Annotated in this window: 16 protein-coding genes; 9 read left to right on the top strand and 7 right to left on the bottom strand. The window is 71.0% G+C overall.

Annotated features, from left to right (window positions below; translation table 11 throughout):
* Positions 1-68: 68 nt before the first annotated feature.
* A complete protein-coding gene (locus ACH4KB_RS27090) occupies positions 69-332 on the bottom strand; it encodes a WhiB family transcriptional regulator (protein ID WP_003968728.1) in 264 nt (87 codons plus the stop codon).
* A gap of 709 nt (positions 333-1,041) precedes the next feature.
* On the opposite strand from ACH4KB_RS27090, the gene ACH4KB_RS27085 reads away from it, so the two are divergent.
* From ACH4KB_RS27085 to ACH4KB_RS27075, 3 genes are read left to right on the top strand one after another with little or no spacing between them, the layout of a single operon-like run.
* Positions 1,042-1,542: a cysteine dioxygenase gene (locus ACH4KB_RS27085; RefSeq protein WP_398068495.1), complete on the top strand. Its 501-nt coding sequence runs from the start codon at positions 1,042-1,044 to the stop codon at positions 1,540-1,542.
* A 13-nt stretch (positions 1,543-1,555) separates the two neighbouring features.
* Positions 1,556-2,512: a 2-phospho-L-lactate transferase gene (gene cofD, locus ACH4KB_RS27080; RefSeq protein ID WP_398068494.1), complete on the top strand. Its 957-nt coding sequence runs from the start codon at positions 1,556-1,558 to the stop codon at positions 2,510-2,512.
* The gene (locus ACH4KB_RS27075; RefSeq protein WP_398068493.1) at positions 2,509-3,894 is read left to right on the top strand and encodes a coenzyme F420-0:L-glutamate ligase; all 1,386 of its coding nucleotides are present in this window, start codon (positions 2,509-2,511) and stop codon (positions 3,892-3,894) included. The genes cofD and ACH4KB_RS27075 overlap by 4 nt, the downstream gene beginning before the upstream one ends.
* 185 nt (positions 3,895-4,079) lie before the next feature.
* Here ACH4KB_RS27075 and ACH4KB_RS27070 read toward each other — a convergent pair whose 3' ends face one another.
* From ACH4KB_RS27070 to ACH4KB_RS27060, 3 genes are all read right to left on the bottom strand, one after another.
* A complete protein-coding gene (locus ACH4KB_RS27070) occupies positions 4,080-5,087 on the bottom strand; it encodes a DNA-3-methyladenine glycosylase family protein (protein WP_398068492.1) in 1,008 nt (335 codons plus the stop codon).
* A gap of 101 nt (positions 5,088-5,188) precedes the next feature.
* Positions 5,189-6,280 carry a sugar phosphate nucleotidyltransferase gene (locus tag ACH4KB_RS27065; RefSeq protein WP_398068491.1) on the bottom strand — a complete coding sequence of 364 codons (1,092 nt, stop codon included), beginning with the start codon at positions 6,278-6,280 and terminating at the stop codon, positions 5,189-5,191.
* Between the two features lie 79 nt (positions 6,281-6,359).
* A complete protein-coding gene (locus ACH4KB_RS27060) occupies positions 6,360-7,937 on the bottom strand; it encodes an N-acetylmuramoyl-L-alanine amidase (protein WP_398068490.1) in 1,578 nt (525 codons plus the stop codon).
* Between the two features lie 137 nt (positions 7,938-8,074).
* Here ACH4KB_RS27060 and ACH4KB_RS27055 point away from each other — a divergent pair, with 137 nt between their 5' ends.
* From ACH4KB_RS27055 to ACH4KB_RS27040, 4 genes are all read left to right on the top strand, one after another.
* Positions 8,075-8,827: a TIGR03089 family protein gene (locus tag ACH4KB_RS27055; RefSeq protein WP_398068489.1), complete on the top strand. Its 753-nt coding sequence runs from the start codon at positions 8,075-8,077 to the stop codon at positions 8,825-8,827.
* 177 nt (positions 8,828-9,004) lie between these two features.
* On the top strand, positions 9,005-10,429 hold the full coding sequence (locus ACH4KB_RS27050) for an LCP family protein (RefSeq protein WP_398068488.1): 1,425 nt from the start codon (positions 9,005-9,007) through the stop codon (positions 10,427-10,429).
* A gap of 224 nt (positions 10,430-10,653) precedes the next feature.
* Positions 10,654-12,444 (top strand): LCP family protein, encoded by a 1,791-nt coding sequence (locus ACH4KB_RS27045; RefSeq protein WP_398068487.1) that lies wholly within the window; start codon positions 10,654-10,656, stop codon positions 12,442-12,444.
* A gap of 37 nt (positions 12,445-12,481) precedes the next feature.
* Entirely contained in the window at positions 12,482-14,206 is a 1,725-nt protein-coding gene (locus tag ACH4KB_RS27040) for an LCP family protein (protein WP_398068486.1), read from the top strand.
* Positions 14,207-14,463: 257 nt separating this feature from the next.
* Here the strand turns inward: ACH4KB_RS27040 and ACH4KB_RS27035 are convergent, their stop codons facing one another.
* Entirely contained in the window at positions 14,464-15,492 is a 1,029-nt protein-coding gene (locus tag ACH4KB_RS27035) for a glycosyltransferase family 2 protein (RefSeq protein WP_398068485.1), read from the bottom strand.
* 341 nt (positions 15,493-15,833) lie between these two features.
* On the opposite strand from ACH4KB_RS27035, the gene ACH4KB_RS27030 reads away from it, so the two are divergent.
* A complete protein-coding gene (locus ACH4KB_RS27030) occupies positions 15,834-17,216 on the top strand; it encodes an LCP family protein (RefSeq protein WP_398068517.1) in 1,383 nt (460 codons plus the stop codon).
* A gap of 12 nt (positions 17,217-17,228) precedes the next feature.
* Here ACH4KB_RS27030 and ACH4KB_RS27025 read toward each other — a convergent pair whose 3' ends face one another.
* On the bottom strand, positions 17,229-17,777 hold the full coding sequence (locus ACH4KB_RS27025) for an acyl-CoA thioesterase (RefSeq protein WP_018961270.1): 549 nt from the start codon (positions 17,775-17,777) through the stop codon (positions 17,229-17,231).
* Between the two features lie 117 nt (positions 17,778-17,894).
* Between ACH4KB_RS27025 and ACH4KB_RS27020 the strand changes: the two genes are divergently transcribed.
* Positions 17,895-19,220, top strand: a complete 1,326-nt coding sequence (locus ACH4KB_RS27020; protein WP_398068484.1) for an LCP family protein — start codon at positions 17,895-17,897, stop codon at positions 19,218-19,220.
* Between the two features lie 75 nt (positions 19,221-19,295).
* Here the strand turns inward: ACH4KB_RS27020 and ACH4KB_RS27015 are convergent, their stop codons facing one another.
* Entirely contained in the window at positions 19,296-20,342 is a 1,047-nt protein-coding gene (locus ACH4KB_RS27015) for a DUF5954 family protein (RefSeq protein WP_398068483.1), read from the bottom strand.
* Positions 20,343-20,503: the final 161 nt, after the last annotated feature.

Genomic DNA, 20,503 nt, shown 5'->3' with positions numbered 1-20,503 from the left:
GGGTACGCCCGGGGCGGTGGTCGGTGGCCGACGCGTTCTGTCGCGGGGCCGCCGGGGGGGGGCGGACGTCAGATGGCGGCCTTCTTGAGGCGCCGTCGCTCCCGCTCGGAGAGCCCGCCCCAGATTCCGAAGCGTTCGTCGTTGGAAAGGGCGTACTCAAGGCATTCCGAACGCACCTCACAGGCGAGGCAGACCTTCTTGGCCTCGCGGGTGGATCCGCCCTTTTCCGGAAAGAAGGACTCGGGATCGGTCTGGGCGCACAGTGCGCGCTCCTGCCAGCCGAGTTCCTCGTCCGCGTCCTCGACCAGCAGTTGCTGGAACAGCTCGGTCATGTGCGCCCCTCGTCTGTCTCTTGCGTCCCGTGATGCAGCCGTTTGCGGCTGAACGACACGAGTGAAATTACAAGTGTGTAGCTCCGGGCCAGTCAAGCGAGGATCTGCTATTGGCCCAGGGATTCACTCTGCGGAACCAAGCGTATGCAGAAAGTGTTGAAATCAGCAAAAACCTGACATATGCCACTGGCCCCGCAGCTCCACACCCTCTCCCGTGAGAGACGAGCGAAGGCCCCCTTGTGTTGCGATTCGATCACCGAAGCGATCAAGATCACAGTCAGGTCACGGAGCGTCAGTCGCGTTTGAGGGCGCGGATGATGCGCCACATGTCCCCGCCCAGGCGCGCATAAACCTTTCTCCAAACCCGGCAACCGGAAGGGGTGAAACATTGCCCCCATTTCGGGCATTGGGTTGACAGTCGACGGCCGAGCCGGTCTCCTTGGTCCCATGCCAGCGACCACAGCCACGCGCGTCACCCACATCCGTGGGTTCCGTAGTGCTGTCCAGGCCCGCTGTTGCTGTTCCAGCTGTCACAGCTGTTGATGCCCTAGCGCTCCAGCTCTGATCCAGCCTCTCCGGTCGAGCGTCTTTCTTCGTCTCCTCCCGCTCCTCCCCGCACCTCGCACTTCACGCGGCTCGTTTCCGGGCTGCCGACGCTCACCGCGACTCCCCGCACGTGCACCCCCCATGCCGAGGAACCACCGCAGCCATGAACAGCGACAGCGACCTTCAGATCGCCGGCGACATCCTTGAGGTCCAGCACCTCCTGCAGCCCGCCCGCGAGCACCCCTCCACCGTCTCCGAGTTCGTCGGCCTCGCCCGCTCCATCGCGGCCGACCGCGCCCAGTGGGCCGGAATCGTCCAGTACGACTCCGCCTCCCGCTGGTACCACCGCCTGCACCAGGGCCCCGGCTACGAGGTGTGGCTGCTCAGCTGGGTGCCCGGGCAGGGCAGCGGACGTCACGACCACGGCCTCTCCGCCGGCGTGCTGACGGTCCTGCAAGGCGAGTTGACGGAGCACACCGAGCGCGGGACGCGAGCTCTCGGCGCGGGCGCGCAGCGTGCCTTCGCCCCGGGGTACGTCCACGAAGTGGTCAACGACTCGCTCGAACCGGCCGTGAGCCTGCACATCTACTACCCGGGCCTGACCGAGATGCCGATGCACGCCACGCAGAGCGCCCCGACGGCCGTGGGCGCCGTACCCGCCTGACAAACTGCTCCGCATGCGCATTGTTGTTCTGGCCGGTGGCATCGGCGGTGCCCGCTTCCTTCGCGGCCTCAAGCAGGCCGCGCCCGACGCGGACATCACGGTGATCGGCAACACGGGTGATGACATCCATCTGTTCGGGCTGAAGGTCTGTCCCGACCTCGACACCGTGATGTACACCCTCGGCGGTGGCATCAACGAGGAGCAGGGCTGGGGGCGGACCGACGAGACCTTCCAGGTCAAGGAGGAGCTCGCGGCGTACGGCGTGGGCCCCGGGTGGTTCGGTCTCGGCGACCGCGACTTCGCGACCCATATCGTCCGTACGCAGATGCTGGGCGCGGGCTACCCGCTGAGCGCGGTCACCGAGGCGCTCTGCGCCCGGTGGCAGCCGGGTGTGCGGCTGCTCCCCATGTCCGACGACCGGGTCGAGACGCATGTCGCCGTCGAGACGGACGGCGAGAGCAAGGCGATCCACTTCCAGGAGTACTGGGTGAAGCTGCGCGCCTCCGTCGAGGCGCAGGCGATCGTGCCGGTCGGCGCGGAGCAGGCCAAGCCGGCCCCGGGGGTGCTGGAGGCCATCGGTTCGGCCGATGTCATCGTCTTCCCGCCGTCGAATCCGGTGGTGTCCATCGGCACGATCCTCGCCGTGCCCGGGATCCGGGAGGCCATCGCCGAGGCCGGGGTGCCGGTCGTCGGCCTCTCCCCCATCGTCGGGGACGCGCCCGTGCGCGGGATGGCGGACAAGGTGCTCGCCGCGGTGGGCGTCGAGTCGACCGCCGCCGCGGTGGCCCAGCACTACGGTTCGGGACTGCTGGACGGCTGGCTGGTGGACACGGTGGACGCGGGTGCGGTCGGGGAGGTCGAGGCGGCGGGGATCCGCTGCCGGGCGGTGCCGCTGATGATGACGGACGTGGACACGACCGCGGCGATGGCCCGGCAGGCGCTGGAGCTGGCCGAGGAGGTCCGGGCGTGAGCGGTTCTCCTGGTGGCGGTGGTGTCGCCGGTGGCGGTGGTGCCGGTGGTGTCGCCGGTGGCGGTGGTGGCGGCGCGGCTTCGGGTGCGCCCTCTTTCCGGGTCTGGGCGTTGGGCGGGATTCCCGAGGTGCGGGCCGGTGACGATCTCGCCAAGCTGATCGCCGCGGCCGAGCCCGGACTGCTCGACGGGGACATCCTGCTCGTCACCTCGAAGATCGTTTCCAAGGCCGAGGGCCGGATCGTCCGGGCCGCCGACCGCGAGGCCGCCATAGACGCCGAGACCGTACGGGTCGTGGCCCGGCGCGGGCCGCTGCGGATCGTGGAGAACCGGCAGGGTCTGGTCATGGCCGCCGCCGGGGTCGATGCCTCGAACACGCCGGCCGGGACCGTACTGCTGCTGCCCGAGGACTCCGACGTCTCCGCCGGGGCCATCCGGGACGGGCTGCGGGACGCCCTCGGTGTGGAGGTCGGCGTCGTCGTGACGGACACCTTCGGGCGGCCCTGGCGCAACGGGCTGACCGATGTCGCGATCGGGGCCGCCGGAGTGCGCGTGCTGGACGATCTGCGCGGCGGGACGGACGCGTACGGCAATCCGCTCAGCGCCACGGTCGTGGCCACGGCGGACGAGCTGGCCGCGGCCGGGGACCTGGTCAAGGGCAAGGCGGAGGGGCTGCCGGTCGCCGTGGTGCGGGGGCTGCCGCATGTGGTGGCGTCCGGGGACGAGTCCGGTGCCCGTGCGTTGGTGCGGACCGCCGCCGACGACATGTTCCGGCTCGGGACGTCCGAGGCCGTGCGGGAAGCGGTGACATTGCGGCGTACGGTGCGCGAGTTCACCGACGAGCCGGTGGATCCGGGGGCCGTGCGGCGGGCGGTGGCCGCGGCGGTGACCGCGCCCGCCCCTCATCACACGACGCCGTGGCGGTTCGTGCTGCTGGAGTCCGCCGAGTCGCGGACCCGGTTGCTCGACGCGATGCGGGACGCGTGGATCGAGGACCTGCGGCGCGACGGCAAGAGCGAGGAGTCGATCGCCAAGCGGGTGCGGCGCGGGGATGTGCTGCGCAACGCGCCGTATCTGGCGGTGCCGTGCCTGGTGATGGACGGCTCGCACACGTACGGGGACGAGCGGCGCGATGCCGCGGAGCGCGAGATGTTCGTCGTCGCGGCGGGCGCGGGCGTGCAGAACTTCCTGGTGGCGCTGGCGGGTGAGCGGCTGGGGTCGGCGTGGGTGTCCTCGACGATGTTCTGCCCGTCCGTGGTGCGGGAGGTGTTGTCGCTGCCGTCGTCCTGGGATCCGTTGGGGGCGGTGGCTGTGGGGCATGCGGCGGGGGTGCCTCGGGAGCGGGGCGTTCGGGATGCGGAGGCGTTTCTCACCGTGCGGTGAGGTGGGGGTGGGCCAGGCCGCGGGGCGGGGGTGCCGCTGCGCGGGGCCTTGTCCCCTCCCCGCCCCTCCCCGAAACCGGGGCTCCGCCCCGGGCCCCGTTGTCCTCAAGCGCCGGACAGGCTGGTTTCGGGGCTCCGCCCCGGGCCCCGCTCCTCAAACGCCGGAGGGGCTGGAAAGGGAAACGGCTACAGGTGGGTGATGTTGCCCGGGGCCATCCTCGGGGCCCGGCGTTTCGGGGTGTGGCCCGAGAGCAGGACCAGGCGGGTCGCTCGGTGGCGCTGGCCCGCGTACGGGGTCAGCAGGGACAGCATCTCCTCGTCGTCCGCGTCGCGGTTGTCCGCCAGGGCGTGGCCAACGATGCCCGGGAGGTGCAGGTCGCCGACCGTGACCGCGTCCGGTGCGCCGTTCGAGCGCTGGAGGGTCTCGGCCGAGGTCCAGGGGCCGATGCCGGGGATCAGTTGCAGCCGGGCCAGTGCCTCGGGGAGGTTCATCGTCGCCGCCTCCTCCAGTCGGCGGGCCACGCGGACCGCGCGCAGGATCGTCGACGACCGCTTGGCGTCGACGTTCGCCCTGTGCCATTCCCAGGACGGGATCATCGCCCAGCCCCGTGGGTCCGGCATGACGTGCAGGCCCAGCTCCGCGGTGGGGCCGGGGGCAGGGGTGCCGAAGCGGCGGACCAGGTGACGCCACGCGCGGTACGCCTCGTCCGTGGTGACCTTCTGTTCCAGGATCGACGGGATCAGCGATTCCATGACCAGGCCCGTGCGGAGGAGTCGCAGGCCCGGGCGGCGGTGGCGGGTCAGGGCCAGCAGGCGGTGGCGGGGGACGAAGGCGTCCGGGTCGTCGTCCGCGCCCAGGAGCGCGGGGAGCCCCGCCAGCAGCCAGTCCGCGCCGGGGCCCCAGGCCGCCGCCTCGATCCGGTCGCCGCGCGCCGCGAGGCGCAGGGTGCCGGGGCCCTCGGGCGTGCGGGTGGCCCGCCAGAACGTGCCGTCCGCGACCATCCGGAACGTGGGGTCCGCCGGGCCCCGGCGCAGGGGGCCGAGGACGAGGCGGAGGTCCAGCGGGCCGGGTGGGGTCCACTCCCGGGTCAGCGGCGGGCCGTCGTGCGAGGGCGCGGCCGTCCGACGCACCGGGGCGGGGGCCTGGTGCGGCAGCGCCGCTCGCGCGGTGCGGGGGGCGAATCGTCCTGCCACGGGTGGCCTCGGTGTTCTCGGTGTTCTCGTGCGGAGGGGCGTCCTTCGAGGGTACGGGTACGGCGCTACGGGGACGACGGTACGGCTCTACGGGTACGGCGCTACTGGTCCGAGGAGAAGCGGACCGAGGCGTCCGGCAGGACCGCGCCGCACCAGATCCTGACCCCGTCACGCAGTTCGTTGTCCGCGCCCACGTGTGCCCCGTCGCCGATCACCGCGCCCACTAGCACCGTGCGGTCGCCGATCCTGGCCCCGGCCCCGACCAGGGAGTCCGTGATGACCGCGCCCGCTTCCACGACCGCGCCGTCCAGGATCGTCGAGCCGTCTATTCTCGCGCCCGCGCCGATCACCGCGCCCGCGCCGACCACCGTGCCGCCGGTGAGCTTGGCGTCCGGGGCCACGGAGGCGGTCGGCAGGACCAGGCGGTCGCCGCAGCGGCCGGGGACCGCCGGGGACGGGGCGCGGCCGAGGACGAGATCGGCGGAGCCGCGGACGAAGGCGCCCGGGGTGCCGAGGTCCAGCCAGTACGTCGAGTCGACCATGCCCTGGAGGTGGGCGCCGGAGGCGAGCAGTCCGGGGAAGGTCTCGCGTTCGACGGAGACGGGACGGCCGGCCGGGATGGAGTCGATGACCGAGCGCCGGAAGATGTACGCCCCGGCGTTGATCTGGTCGGTGACGATCTCTTCCGGCGTCTGCGGCTTCTCCAGGAACGCAGTGACCCGGCCCGTCGCGTCGGTCGGCACGAGGCCGAAGGCGCGCGGGTCCTCGACCCGGGTCAGGTGGAGGGAGACATCCGCCCCGGAGACGGTGTGCGAGGTGACCAGGGCCCGGATGTCGAGCCCGGTCAGGATGTCGCCGTTGAAGATCAGGACCGGTTCGTCGGGCCCCGAGGACAGCTTCGGCGCGACGTTGCGGATGGCTCCGCCGGTGCCGAGCGGTTCCCGCTCGGTGACGTACTCGATGTGCAGGCCGAGCGAGGAACCGTCGCCGAAGTACGGTTCGAAGACCTCCGCCAGGTAGGACGTGGCGAGCACGATGTGCTCCACCCCGGCCGCCCTGGCCCGCGCCAGTTGGTGGGTGAGGAAGGGGACCCCCGCCGCCGGAACCATCGGCTTCGGGGTGTGCACCGTGAGCGGGCGCAGCCGGGTGCCTTTGCCACCGACCAGGAGGATCGCTTCTTTTGCCTCTGTCACAGCACCGTCTCTGCTTCCTGCTGGGGCCTGGCCTGGTTGTGGCTGGCCAGTCTAAGCAGACCGGTCGGAAACGCCCCGGTCAGCGGCCCTGCAGTTTGGCGGAGGTGGTCCGGGCCTTGCCGAGCTTCTTGTAGAGACGCGCTCCGGGGCATTCGGTTGCGAACGCGTTCCGATGGCCCGAGATGACGTTCATCTTGACCTTCCTGCCCTTCGCGTACTTGCCGCTTCCGCCGGAGACGAGGGTGACCTTGCCCTTGGGGTTGGCACCGAAGAGTCCGAGCTTCCAGGCGGTGAGCTTGGAGACGGCGGTCACCGCGGCGGCGGGCGGATTGGTGGAGGAGTACGTGCCGAGCACGGCGACCCCCATGGTGTTGGTGTTGAAGCCCAGGGTGTGGGCGCCCAGGACGGCCTTGGAGACTCCTCCGGCGCGGCCCTCGTAGATGTTTCCGCACTTGTCGACGGCGAAGTTGTAGCCGAAGTCGCGCCAGCCGCTGCTCTTGACGTGGTAGCGGTAGATGCTGCGGAGCACCGAGGGAGCCTGCTTGCAGGTGTAGTTGTTCCCGGTCGCGCTGTGGTGCACGAAGGCCGCCTTGACGGACTTGGTGTACGCGAAGTTGCGCTCGCGGAGCTTCTCGTCCGCGCCCCAGCCCTTGCGGGTGACGATCTTCGGGCGGGGGCCGATGTACGGCTTCGCCCCGGCGGCGACGATCGCCGCCTCCTCCTCCGTCGCCGCCTTGGTCAGCGCGGGGATGACAGCCGCGCCGAGCGGCGCGAGGTCCGCGTTGACGGCCCAGGCCGCGGCGGATTCGGCGGTGAGCACCTCCGGCACGGCCCCCGTCGTCGTCGGCGGCACCGGGTTGCCGACGAACGCCGCCGGGGTGGCGGTCCGGCCGGCGGAGGCGCCGGCGGCGGGTTCGGGCGCGGGGTCCTCGCCGGGGTCGACGAGTTCGATGCGCAGCCCCTCGGGGAGCGGCGCGGCGGCGGGCCGGTGCTGCGGATCGGCCGCCTCCGGACGTACGCGTACCTCCACGCCGTCCGAGTCGCCGACCCAGAGGGGGGCGGTCGCTCCGCGCACGGCGCCGGACTCCCGTTCGGCGCTGCCGAGGTCGGGGGCGTGCTCGGCGTTGTGGGTCTCGACGTCCTGCCAGTCCGACCAGCTCGCGGAGCCGGTCGCCCGGGTGCGGACCTGGACCGTGCCGTGGAGTTCGGCTTCGGCGTCGTCCCAGACCACGCCGACCAGGGAGAACGGGCGGGCCGTCCGCCGATCCAGCCCCTGGCCGGCCGTCGCGGGGCCCAGGGAGCGGTCGGACGGCGCGGCGAGGGGTTCCAGGGGCAGGGACTGCGTCGAGCCCGCGAGCGCGGCCGCACGGGTCTCGCCGCTGCGCGGCGGGGCCGCTTCGGGGACTTCGCGCCCGCCCTCTTCCTGCGCTTCGTTCTGCTGATTCGCTTCGTTCTGCTGATTCGCTTCGTTCGCTTTGTGGGGGGTGGCTTCGATCCGGGCCGACGGCGGGCCGGACCCGGGCGACTCGGGGGCCGGGGAAGGAGGCCGGGCCGAGGCGGAGTGTGCGGCCGGGGCGGACAGGGCGGGGGCGGCGAGCGGCAGGGTGAGGGCTGCCGCGCAGGTGACGCCGACTGAGGTGACCAATAGTGCACGCATACGCATGATCCTCGCCATATAGGCATGAGTCCGGCGACCCGGGCGTCGGCCCCGGCGTGACGCGCCGTCGGCCGAACCGGTGTACGTGACACCCGTTCAGCCCGCCCCGCACAGCGGCCCCGCGTACGCTTGCGCGGATGAACTCCAGCGACCGCACCCCTGCCGACCTGCTGCGATCCGCGCTCGCCGCGGACCCGGCCCGCCCCCTGGTCACCTTCTACGACGACGCCACCGGAGAACGCGTCGAACTGTCGGTGGCCACCTTCGCCAATTGGGTGGCCAAGACCGCCAATCTGCTCCAGGGCGACCTCGCGGCGGAGCCGGGCGACCGGCTCGCCCTGCTGCTCCCCGCGCACTGGCAGTCCGCGGTCTGGCTGCTCGCCTGCTCCTCCGTCGGGGTCGTCGCCGACGTCCAGGGCGACCCGGCCGCCGCCGATCTCGTCGTGACCGGCCCGGACAGCCTGGAGCGGGCGCGGGCCTGCCGGGGCGAGCGCGTCGCCCTCGCCCTGCGTCCGCTGGGTGGCCGGTTCCCGCAGGCGCCCGAGGGGTTCGCGGACTACGCGGTGGAGGTGCCGAGCCAGGGCGACCGGTTCGCCCCCTTCGCCCCGGTGGATCCGGACGCGCCCGCGCTGGCCGTCGGCGGGGTCGAGCTGACGGGTGCGCAGCTCGTCGCCCGGGCGCGCGAGGACGCCGACGCCCTCGGCCTCGTACCGGGGTCCCGGCTGCTCAGCGGGCGTACGTACGACACCTGGGAAGGGCTGAGCGCCGGACTGTTCGCGCCACTGGCGGCCGGCGGGTCCGTGGTGCTCTGCCGCCACCTCGGGCAGCTCGGCGCGGAGGGGCTGGCCAAGCGGACCGAGAGTGAGCGGGTCACCAACACCGCGGTATGACAAGCGCCCTGAGGTGCACTCGTCCGGCCCACAGCGGGCCGAGTCCTCGGAAATCGGCTCCGGAGCGGGTGGATGATCGGGCGGTACAGACCACTCTCCTGGCCGTGCACAACCAAGCGTGAGTTTCAGCCGTCTACTCCTGCGACCGGCGGCCCCTCGCGCCGCCGAACGTGAAGGATGGACGCAGACGTGACCGACAGTGCTGGCCCGCCGTCCGACCCGGACCACCCGGCCGGGGACAAGCCGCAGGGCAGGTCGCAGCAGGAGTCCGGACCCGAGCCCGAGCCCGAGATCGAGGCGGGTGCCGAGCCCGACTCCGATCCCGGCCCCGGCCCCGAGCCCGGTCCCGACCCCGCCGAGGCCAGTAGCGGCGGGAGTGCCGGCGAAGGTGACGGCGCGCCCGAGGCCGGGGGCGGCGCCGGCGCGCAGACCTGGGCCGACCGGTCCAAGGACGGTGGCGGCACCGCCCGCAAGGGCCACTGGCTGCGCTGGACCGCGCTCGCCGCCTCGTTCCTCGTGCTGGTCGCCGCGGGCGTGGGCTGGTGGATGTACCAGAAGCTCGACGGGAACATCACCACCGACACGAGCGCCGCCGCCGAGCTCAAGGCGTACGAGGAGGAACGGCCGACCCCGGTCGTCATGGACGCCCAGAACATCCTGCTCATCGGGTCCGACAGCCGGGCCGGGGACAACCGTGAGTACGGTCGGGACGACGGCGGCAGTCAGCGCTCCGACACCACGATCCTGCTGCACCTGGCGGCGGACCGGAAGAGCGCGACCGCAGTCTCCCTCCCCCGTGACCTGATGGTGGAGATCCCCAGCTGCCGCACCTCGGACGGCAAGGAGACGCGGGAGCGGTTCACCCAGTTCAACACGGCGTTCGAGGTCGGCGGCACCGCCTGCACGATCCGCACCGTGGAACGGATGACCGGCATCCGCGTCGATCACCACATGGTCGTCGACTTCAACGGCTTCAAGGACATGGTCGACGCCGTGGACGGAGTCGAGATCTGCCTCAAGGAGCCGATCGACGACAAGGACGCGCACCTGGAGCTCCCGGCCGGCCGGCAGACGCTGGACGGCGAGGAGGCCCTCGGCTACGTACGGGCGCGCAAGACCCTCGGCGACGGCAGTGACACCGAACGCATGGAGCGCCAGCAGCAGTTCCTGGGCGCCCTGGTGAACAAGATGCAGAGCAACGGCGTCCTGCTCAACCCGACGCGGCTCTACCCCGTGCTGGACGCGGCGACCAAGTCGCTGACCACGGACCCGGGTCTTGACTCGCTGCGCGACCTGTACGACCTGGTGCGCGGGATGCGCAACGTGCCGACCGAGCAGGTGCAGTTCCTGACCGTGCCCCGGCAGCCGTACCGCAACAACGCGAACCGGGACGAACTCGTCGAACCGGACGCGGGCGACCTGTTCAAGCAACTCCGCGAGGACCGGCCCGTCGCAGTGGTCCCGGCCGACGAACTCAAGGAAGCACAGCGGGACCAGGAGGCGAAGCAGGACGGGAAACCGGACGACACGGGATCCGAGAGCCCGACACCCACACCCACGTATTCGGGTTCGAGCGCGGCGGACGACCTGTGCAAGCAGTAAAGCAATTGCCAAGACATAGAACGCAATCGACGCCTAATGGGAAGAATGCCCGGTTGTAAGGGGCGTGGAATGTGTCACGCACGTCGCCCGACGCGGAATCGGCCGGATAGTGTGACGCGATCCGGTGCTTCCGGCCGTCAGGTCGTGCACTGCTGGAGCGAAGGAACGAGCGCCTTGCCGGGGGAGGGCGCCTCGCGTGGCACCGACGGAGGACGCAGGCAACCGTGGACGCGCACAGTCGTGGACGGGCGGACGATATCGACCCCGCCGACCAGTGGGTACTCAACCCGCACACCGGCAATTACGAATTGCGACTGGATCACTCCACTGGGGAGTCGAGCAGCCCTTCGCGTACGGCTACGGCCGAGGGGACCGGTCGCCGGGGCGGCTCCCGGACCGGTTCGTCCCACGAGGGCTCGGGACGCCGCGGTGCCGGTTCGCGTGAGCGCGAGCGCGAGGGCGCCCCGGACGGGCCGCGCCGCGGGGTGCCCGGCCAGCGCAGCCGCCGCAGCTCCCAGGGGGGGCGCGGGGCCGCCGAACCGCCCGCGCCCGGCCGTCGGAAGCGCAAGCCCCAGAAGTCGCGCAAGAAGAAGGCGCTGCTGTGGACGGGCGGGGTCATGGCGTTCGTCGTGGTCGCCGGCTCGGCCGGAGCGTACGCGCTGTACCAGAAGCTCAACGGGAACATCGACGCCATCGACGTCGGCGACGCCGGCAGCAAGAACGTCGTCACCGACGGCCCGATGAACATCCTGATCCTCGGCACCGACAAGCGCACCGGCAAGGGCAACGAGGGGTACGGCGACAAGGGCAGCGAGGGCCACGCCGACACCACCATCCTGTTCCACGTCTCCGAGGACCGGACCAACGCGACGGCGATGAGCATCCCGCGCGACCTGGTGACCGAGATCCCCGAGTGCGAGTCGAAGAACGAGGACGGCACCTCCACGGTCATCCCCGGCACCCCGAACGTGCGCTTCAACACCAGCCTCGGCCAGAACGGCCGCAATCCCGGCTGCACGATGAAGACGGTCGAGAACATCACCGGCGTCAAGCCCGACCACTTCATGATGGTCGACTTCAACGCGGTCAAGTCCCTGACGTCGGCGGTCGGTGGTGTCAAGGTCTGCATGGCGAAGCCGATCGACGACCCGAAGTCGCACCTGAAGCTGCCCCAGGGCGAGTCCAAGGTGCAGGGCGAGCAGGCGCTGGCCCTGCTGCGCACCCGCGACAGCTTCGGCAACCGGAGCGACCTCGACCGGATCAAGGTGCAGCAGCAGTTCCTCGGCTCCATGATCCGCGAGATGAAGTCGAGCGACACCCTGACCAACCCGAAGAAGCTGTACTCGCTGGCCGACGCGGCCACCAAGGCGCTGACCGTCGACACGGCCATCGGCGACGCGACGAAGCTGATGACGCTGGCCGAGGAGATCGGCAAGGTCGACACGAAGAACATCAGCTTCCTCACGATGCCGGTCATAGACAACCCGGCCGAGCCGAAGCCCGTCACGGTGGTCGTGGACCCGGTCAAGGGCGAGCAGCTCTTCGCGATGATGCGCTCGGACACCTCGCTGACCGAGGTGAAGCAGAAGGAGAAGGCCGCCAAGGGCAAGCAGGCGGCCCTGCTCAAGGGACCGAAGGCCGAGGCCGCCGACGTACGCGTGGACGTCCTCAACGGCGGTGAGATCCCCGGCGCGGCGGGCTCGACCGTCACCTGGCTCCAGAACGAGCAGGGGGTGCTGAAGTCCACCAACAAGGCCAACGCACCCGAGAAGATCAAGAAGACGACGCTGGAGTACGCGCCCAACCAGGCCGATCAGGCCCGGGCGCTCGCCGAGATGATGGGGCTTCCCGCAACGGCCATGAAGCAGGGCACCACCGACGCCGAGGAACTTGAGGCGATGGTGCTCACGCTGGGGGCGGACTTCAAGGGCGCGGGACAGCTCATCACCGGACCGGCGAAGCCGCCGAAGGACATCGAGAAGGCAAGCGCCGACAAAGCTGTATGCGCCCAGTGACACCGGGTCACCGCGCCGCAGCGGAAATCTGAACAGCATGGGGGGTCCGGTGGGACGGAGCAGCACGCCCGGGGCGAGGACGCGGTCACGCGGCCGCCGCCCCGATCAACTCGGCCGGGACGGGAGCCCGCACGAGGGCGATGGGCCGGGCGGCGGGCCGGGGGGCCGTGAGGAGCCAGGTGGCCGTGGGGCGCCGGAGGGCGGCCGTCGGGCGGCCAGAGGCCGGGGCGGAAACGGCGGCGGCGCCCGGGCGCGCAGCAGCCGACGGGCGCCCAAGAGCGCCAAGCGGCGGGTCCTGCGCTGGAGCGCCTCCGTGCTCTCCGTGCTCATACTGGCCACCGGCGCGACCGGTTACCTCTACTACGAGCACCTCAACGGCAACATCAAGAAAGAGGATCTGACCCTCGGCGACCAGCAGATGGCCGATCACAAGGCCAACGCCGCCGGTCAGACCCCGCTCAACATCCTGCTCATCGGTTCCGACGCCCGCGACTCCGAGGCCAACCAGAAGCTGGGCGGGGCAAAGGAGACCTTCGGCGCGAAGCCGCTGGCCGATGTGCAGATGCTGCTCCACATCTCCGCGGACCGCAGCAACCTGTCCGTGATCAGCATGCCGCGCGACACCATGCTGAAGATGCCCAAGTGCACGGCCCCGGACGGCGAGGTCTTCCCCGCCAGCACCGTGGACGTGCAGACCAACCAGAGCCTGGGCCGCGGTGGTCCGGGGTGCACGGTGGCCACCTGGTACGAGCTGACCGGCATTAGGATCGACCACTTCATGATGATCGACTTCGCCGGTGTGGTCTCGATGGCCGACGCCATCGGCGGCGTCCCGGTCTGTGTCGACGCCAACATCAACTCCCGCGGCCGGGACGGCAAGGGCTCCGGGCTGAAGCTGGAGAAGGGCACCACCTACGTCAAGGGCGAGCAGGCCCTCCAGTGGCTGCGCACCCGGTACGGCTTCGGGGACAACACCGACCTCTGGCGGGCGAAAGCCCAGCACCAGTACATGAACGCGATGGTCCGCCAACTGCGCAAGGGCACCAAACTCACCGACCCGGCGAAGCTGATGAACCTCGCCGAGGCGGCCACCGAGGCGCTGACGGTCGACAAGGGCCTCGACACGGTCAAGAAGCTCTACGACCTGGCCGAGGAGTTCAAGAAAGTCCCCACGAAGCGCATCACGATGTCGACGATGCCCAACGTGTACGGCACCGGCACGAACAACGGCCGGGTCTACCCGAAGGCGGGCGACGCGGAGCAGCTGTTCCGGATGGTCCGCGACGACGTCCCGCTGGACGGCAAGGCCTCCAAGCGGAAGAAGCCGGAGGCCGCGAAGGACCCGTCGGCGCCGGTCGGCGAAATCGCCGTCGCCGTGCGGAACGGGACCGCCACGGACGCGCTCGGGCCCGCCTCGGGGCGCGCCGGTGACGTGATGGAACAGCTGAAGGACGCGGGCTACGCGAAGGCCACCGTCGACCCCGGCAACGTGACCGCGGCGGCGCGGACGGCGGTCCTGTACCCGAGCGCGGATCTGGAGGGCGACGCGCAGGCGGTCGCCAAGGCGCTCGGGGTTCCGCTGTCGCAGGTGAAGAGGTCCACGGACGTCTCGGGGATCTCGCTCGCCGTGGGCGCGGACTGGCGCGAGGACGGGGCCTACCCGGTGTCCAAGGGCAAGGAGAAGACCCCGGAGTCGGCGGGCGCCCTCAACGGCGACGACGAGAAGGCCTGCATGAAGGTGAACCCGAACTACACCTGGTGACGCCGTAACGACACGTGTACACGAAGGGTCCCACCGCCGAGCGGTGGGGCCCTTCGTACACGTCGGACGGTGGGACCCTTCGTACACGTCGGGCGGTGGGGCCCTTCGTACACGTCGGGCGGTGGGGCCCTTCGTACACGTCGGACGGTGGGGCCCTTCGTACACGTCGGACGGTGGGACCCTTCGTACACGTCGGGCGGTGGGGCCCTTCGTACACGTCGAGCCGCGGGCCCTTCGTACGCGTCGGGCGACCGGTGTCAGACGGTCTCGCTGCTGCCGTTCATCGCCGGGCGGCGGCTCGCGATGACCCGCTTGGCCAGCGACCGGGGGCTGGTGAGGAAGCCGAAGCCCCAGCACATGTGCATCGTCGCCAGCGCCACCGGGATCTGTGCGCGGGCCTTCAGCGAGAGGCCCTTGCCCGCGGGCAGCGACCCGGCGACGATCGCGGCCACGTAACCGCCGGGCACGATCAGGGCCCACGGGGTGACGGCCGCGCCCAGGACCAGACCCGCCGCGATGGCGACGACGGCGGTCGGCGGGGCCAGGTAGCGGAGGTTGATCGAGCCGGAGTGGTAGCGGGCGACGACGTGACGCCAGCGGCCGTAGTCCTTGTACTGCTTGGCGAGCGCCTTCACTGTGGGGCGCGGGCGGTACTGGACCTTCAGCTCGGGCGAGAACCAGATCAGCCCGCCGGCCTCGCGGATGCGGAAGTTCAGCTCCCAGTCCTGGGCACGGATGAACTCGACGTTGTAGCCCTCCGCCCGCTCCAGGGCCTCGCGGCGGAAGACGCCCAGGTAGACGGTCTCGGCCGGGCCCGCCTGGCCGCCCGTGTGGAAGGCGGCATTGCCGACGCCGATCTTGGAGGTCATCGCGGCGGCGACGGCGTCCTCCCAGGCGTTCTCGCCCTCGGCGTGCATGATGCCGCCGACGTTCTGCGCGCCGGTCTCCTCCAGGAGGCGGACGGCGGTCGCGATGTAGTTCGGCGAGAGCATGCCATGGCCGTCGACCCGCACGACGACGGGGTGGCGGGAGGCCTTGATCGCCGCGTTGAGGGCGGCGGGGGTGCGGCCGGTGGGGTTGGGCACGGTGTGGACCCGGGGGTCCTCGGCGACCAGCTCGGCGGCGATCTCGTCCGTACGGTCGGCGGAGGGGCCGAGCGCGATCACGACCTCCATCTCACCGGGGTACTCCTGCTCCAGGATGTGCCGGACCGAGTTCCTGAGATGACGTTCCTCGTTGAGCACCGGCATGATCACGGAGACGGCGGGGTACTGCGCGGCAGACATGTGGTCCTCGGGTGGTCCTCGGGGGCGCCGGGGGTGCCGCACCGCGGGAGGCGGGCGCCCCGGGAGGCGGCGTTATTCGGCCGCCACGTTACCGCGAATGGGGGATACCGGTGCGCGCCGCCGGGTCGCGGGCCGGGACGGAGATCGTATGGGCCTACCGTGCGATGGTCCCCTTGCACCGCAGAGGTGTCTCCCTTGCACCCCGGAGGTGTCTCCCCGTGCCCGCACCGCAACGACCGCAGCGTCCGCCGCGCCCCCGCACCGCTCCCCCGCACCGCCGCCCGCCGCAGGGCACACGGCCGGTCCGCCGCCGCGAGCAGGACGAACGGCCGCGCTGGGGCATGCGGGTGGCCACGGGTCTCTCGGTGCTGGTGCTGGGGGCCGGCGGGATCGGGCACGCCGTGGTGAGCAGCCTGGAGAGCGGGATCGGCCGGGTCGATCCGTTCAAGGACATGAAGAACCGCCCGCAGGCGGGCCACGGCACGAATCTGCTGCTCGTCGGCACCGACGGCCGGGACACGATCACCAAGGCCGAGAAGAAGAAGTACCGGCTCGGCGGCGCGCCCTGCCACTGCACCGACACGATCATGCTGGTCCATCTGTCGGCCGACCGGCAGCGGGCGAGCGTGGTCAGCCTCCCCCGGGACAGTTACGCCGAGATGCCCGCCCACACCGACCGCACCACGGGCAAGCGCCACGAGAGCCACCCGGTGAAGCTGAACGCCGCGTATGCGGAGGGCGGGCCCACGCTGACCGTGCGGACGGTAGAGAACATGACGAAGGTCAAGATCGACCACTATCTGGAGGTCGACTTCACCAGCTTCATGAAAACGGTCGACGCGGTGGGCGGGGTGAAGATCTGTACGGCGCGGCCGATGAAGGACTCGTACACCGGGCTGAACCTCCCCGCGGGCACGCATGAGCTGGACGGCGGCCAGGCGCTCCAGTACGTGCGCTCGCGCCATGTGGACGTGGCCTCCGACCTGGGCCGGATGGAACGCCAGCAGAAGTTCGTGGCGGCGCTGATCAAGCAGGCGACGAGCAGCGGGGTGCTGCTGAACCCGGTGAAATTCCAGCAGGTCGCCGCCTCGGCGCTCGGCTCGGTCCGGGCCGACGAGGGCTTCGGTACGGAGCAGATGCTGGCGCTCGGCAAGGCGATGAAGGGCTTCGGGCCGGCCTCGTCGGAGTTCGCCTCCGTGCCCATCGGCGACCCCAGTTTCCCGGTCGAGGGCATCGGCTCGACGGTGCGGTGGGACGCGGAGAAGGCGAAGAAGCTGTTCCAGGCCCTGCGCGAGGACAAGCCGCTGGCCCCGTCGAAGCCGGAGCCCGCGGCCGGTCCGAAGAAGCCTCGGGCCACGCTCGTGGACGTGGCGCCGAAGGAGATCCGGGTGCAGGTCTACAACGGGACCCCGGAGGCGGGTCTCGGCCGGACAGTGGACGAGGCGCTGCGGGCGACCGGCTTCGCCACCACCGGGGCCCCGCTCAACGGGGAGGCGCGGGAGCTGAAGCGGACGCTCGTGGAGTACGACCCGCGCTGGGACCGGTCGGCGAAGTCCCTGGCCACAGCGCTGCCCGGGAGCGAACTGAAGGCGGTGAAGGGCCAGGGCCCGCAGCTGAAGGTGACGGTGGGCTCGGACTTCACGAAGGTGCAGCGGGTGAAGGCGGAGGGCCGGGAGACGGGTGAGTTCTCCACGGTGACGGGCGACGAGGTGGTCTGCCCGTGACCACGGGGCGGCTCAGTCGTCGATGCCGTCGGCGGCGCGCTTCTCGCGGAGCTCCTTGATCGCGCGGCGGCGGGCGAGCCGGTGGGTGCGCCGGATCTGCGCCTCCTGGTAGCGCCGGTTGTCGCGCTCGGTCTCGGGGATCACCGGCGGTACGCGGCGCGGCTTGCCGTCCCCGTCCACGGCGGCGAAGACCAGATAGGCGCTGCCGACCTGCTGGGCGGGGGTCGACTCGTTCCAGCGTTCGGCCATCACCCGGACGCCGACCTCCATCGAGGAGCGGCCGGTCCAGTTGACCTGTGCGCGTACGTGAACGAGGTCACCGACCCTGACCGGCTCCAGGAAGACCATCTCGTCCATCGAGGCGGTCACCGCGGGCCCGCCGGAGTGCCGGCCGGCCACCGCGCCGGCGGCGTCGTCGACCAGTTTCATGATCACACCACCGTGCACCGTGCCGAGGAGGTTGGTGTCACTGCCGGTCATGATGTGGCTGAGGGTGGTCCGGGACGCCGCGGTCGGCTTGCCCGGAATCTCGCCCTCCGGGCGGGTGGCCTGATCTGTCATACAGTCCACCTTATGCGGGGGCGTGCGCCCCGCAGAATGCATCAGGTTCGCAACAGCCCTGGTGCGATTTCCCTTACACCCTGTAATAGCTGTGGCCCGGGACGGCACACTGTTCCAATGAACGATTGGCCCGATCGACGGACCGGCGACCGCAGCGAGCGCTACGGGCGGGGCAGTGCCAACCCCCAGCCCGAGAGTGCGCGGGCGATGCCGCACATCCAGCGTCGCCCCGCCCCGCAGAGGCCGTCGGCGCCGCCGCAGAGGCCGCAGGTGCCGCAGCAGGGTCAGGGATACGACGACCGCTACCAGGACGGCGGCTACGGCAACAGCCCCGGCCCCGGTTACGACAGCGGCTACAACACGGGCCAGGTCTACGGTTCGGGCAGCGGCGGGTCCGACGGCCGGGGCGGCGGAGGCGGTCGTCGCGGCGGCGGTGACGGCGGTTACGTCCAGGGCGGCCCGGCCCCGGACTGGCGCCGCCGGATCAAGCTCGGCGCGCTGACCCTGGTGGTCGTGGTGCTCGCGGTCTCGATCTCGACGTACTTCTGGGCCGACTCGAAGCTGAAGCGCGAGGTCGACCTGGCCAAGGTCATCGAGCGCCCGGAGTCCGGCGACGGCACGAACTACCTGATCGTCGGGTCCGACAGCCGTGAGGGCATGTCGGCGGAGGAGAAGAAGCGGCTGCGCACCGGTTCCGCGGAGGGCAAGCGGACCGACTCGATGATGATCCTGCACGACGGCTCCAGCGGCCCGACGCTGATCTCGCTGCCCCGGGACTCCAACGTCGAGATCCCGTCCTTCGTGGGGTCCGAGTCCGGCAAGAAGTTCCAGGGCACCGGCCGGCAGGTGAAGCTGAACGCCGCCTACGCCGAGGACGGCCCCGAACTCCTGGTCCGTACGGTGGAGTTCAACACCGGGCTGCACATCGACCATTACGTCGAGATCGGCTTCGGCGGCTTCGCGAAGATCGTGGACGCGATCGGCGGGGTCGAGCTGGACATCCCGAAGGCGTTCAAGGACAAGAAGTCGGGGGCCGACTTCCAGGCCGGCAAGCAGACGCTGAACGGCGAGCAGTCCCTGGCCTTCGTCCGGACGCGGTACGCGTTCGCGGGCAGCGACCTGGACCGTACGAAGAACCAGCAGAAGTTCCTCGCGGCGCTGGCGAGCCAGACGGCGACCCCGTCCACGATCATCAACCCGTTCAAGCTGTACCCGACGATGGGCGCGGGCCTGGACACGCTGATCGTGGACAAGGACATGTCGCTCTGGGCGCTGGGCAACATGTTCTTCGCCATGAAGGGCGTCACGGGCGGCGAGGGCACGTCGATGAACATGCCGATCTCGGGCAGCGTCGGGGGCAACCTGGTCTGGGACAAGGCCAAGGTGAAGCAGCTGGTGGAGCAGCTCAACAACGACGAGAAGGTCACGGTCAAGGGCAACTAAGCCTGCGGGCAGACCCGTTGAAGGGCGCCGGGCTGATGCCCGGCGCCCTTCTTCCGTCCATCTGCCGGGGGCCGCCTACGAGCCGTAGGTGATGTTCCCCTTCTCGTCCATGAGGGGGTGGATCTGGGAGGGGCCGTAGTCGTCCACGTCGGACGGGCGCGACTTCTCCGGCCCGTCCGGCCCGATCCGCATCACACGCTCGACCCGGACCACCTCGTACCGACGCCCCCGCACCACGAGTTCGTTGGGCCTCCGGCGCGCGGTGAACTTCTTCGCGGCCCGCGCGTGGAGGGCAGCCTCCTTCTCGTCCACCTTCATCCAGGCGGGCAGCTCCGGCATGTCCGGCAGATCCGGCAGTTGGGGAACGGGCCTGGTGAGGTGGTGGACGAGGGCACGGCGGGCGCCCTGCGGGGTCGAGTACTGCCCGGTCACCATCGACCAGGTCGACTCCTTCCGCTCCACCACCCGGAACGTCGTCGGGAGGAGCACGACCCCGGGGTGGGTGGTCAACGCCCGCCGGGAGTCGGCCCGTACGTCATCGGGGAAGCGGGCGGCGGTGTAGGAGAGCCTCAGCAGCCCGGCCCGGTCGATCCCCTCGGTCAGCCCGACGGCCGCCGCGTGGTCGACCACGAAGCCCTCGGTGCGGCAGGGGTCGGGGGCGTCCAGGTCCCAGCTGTCCTCGTCCGGGTCGGTGGCCCGGGGCGGCTCCAGGCGGTCGCCCCCGATCCGGGCGAACTCGTCGGCGCGCACGACCCGGTAGCGGACGCCGTCCGCCGACACCTCGTCGGTCGCCTCGGCCTCCAGCCGTGCCACGGCGTCCAGCAGGGACCTCCGCACCGCCGGGTCCTCGGTATCGTCCCTCGCCCTGAACCACAGGATCGAGTTGAGCTCGTCCCGGGCCATCTGCGGGAATCCGCAGTCCAGTTCGCCCAGCAACCGCCAGCGCGGCCGGTCACCGCGCCGCTGCTCGGCGAGTCCGAACAGGGGCCCCCGGACCACGATGTTCGGGTACTTGCGGACCGAGGCGAACGCGTCCGCCTCGATGACCTCGGAGACCGGGTCGTCGTGACGGGTGACGTTGATCGTGAGATGGTCCGGCGATTTCTCCGGGTGAGCGTTCATGCACTCAGTGTGCCGAAGTCGCTTGTCGGTGTCAGGGGTTTCCGCCGCAAAGGGCTTCCGCCGCGCGGTGCAGACGCCGACGAGCACGCCCGGCCGCCCGTGGGGCCGAGCGCGCTCGGAGCGTGCGGGGTGGTGAGTGTGCGTCAGCTGCCGGATTCCGA

This window comes from Streptomyces sp. NPDC017520 (assembly GCF_044329855.1).
Classification (GTDB): Bacteria; Actinomycetota; Actinomycetes; order Streptomycetales; family Streptomycetaceae; genus Streptomyces.
This window is presented reverse-complemented; position numbering and strand designations above follow the sequence as displayed.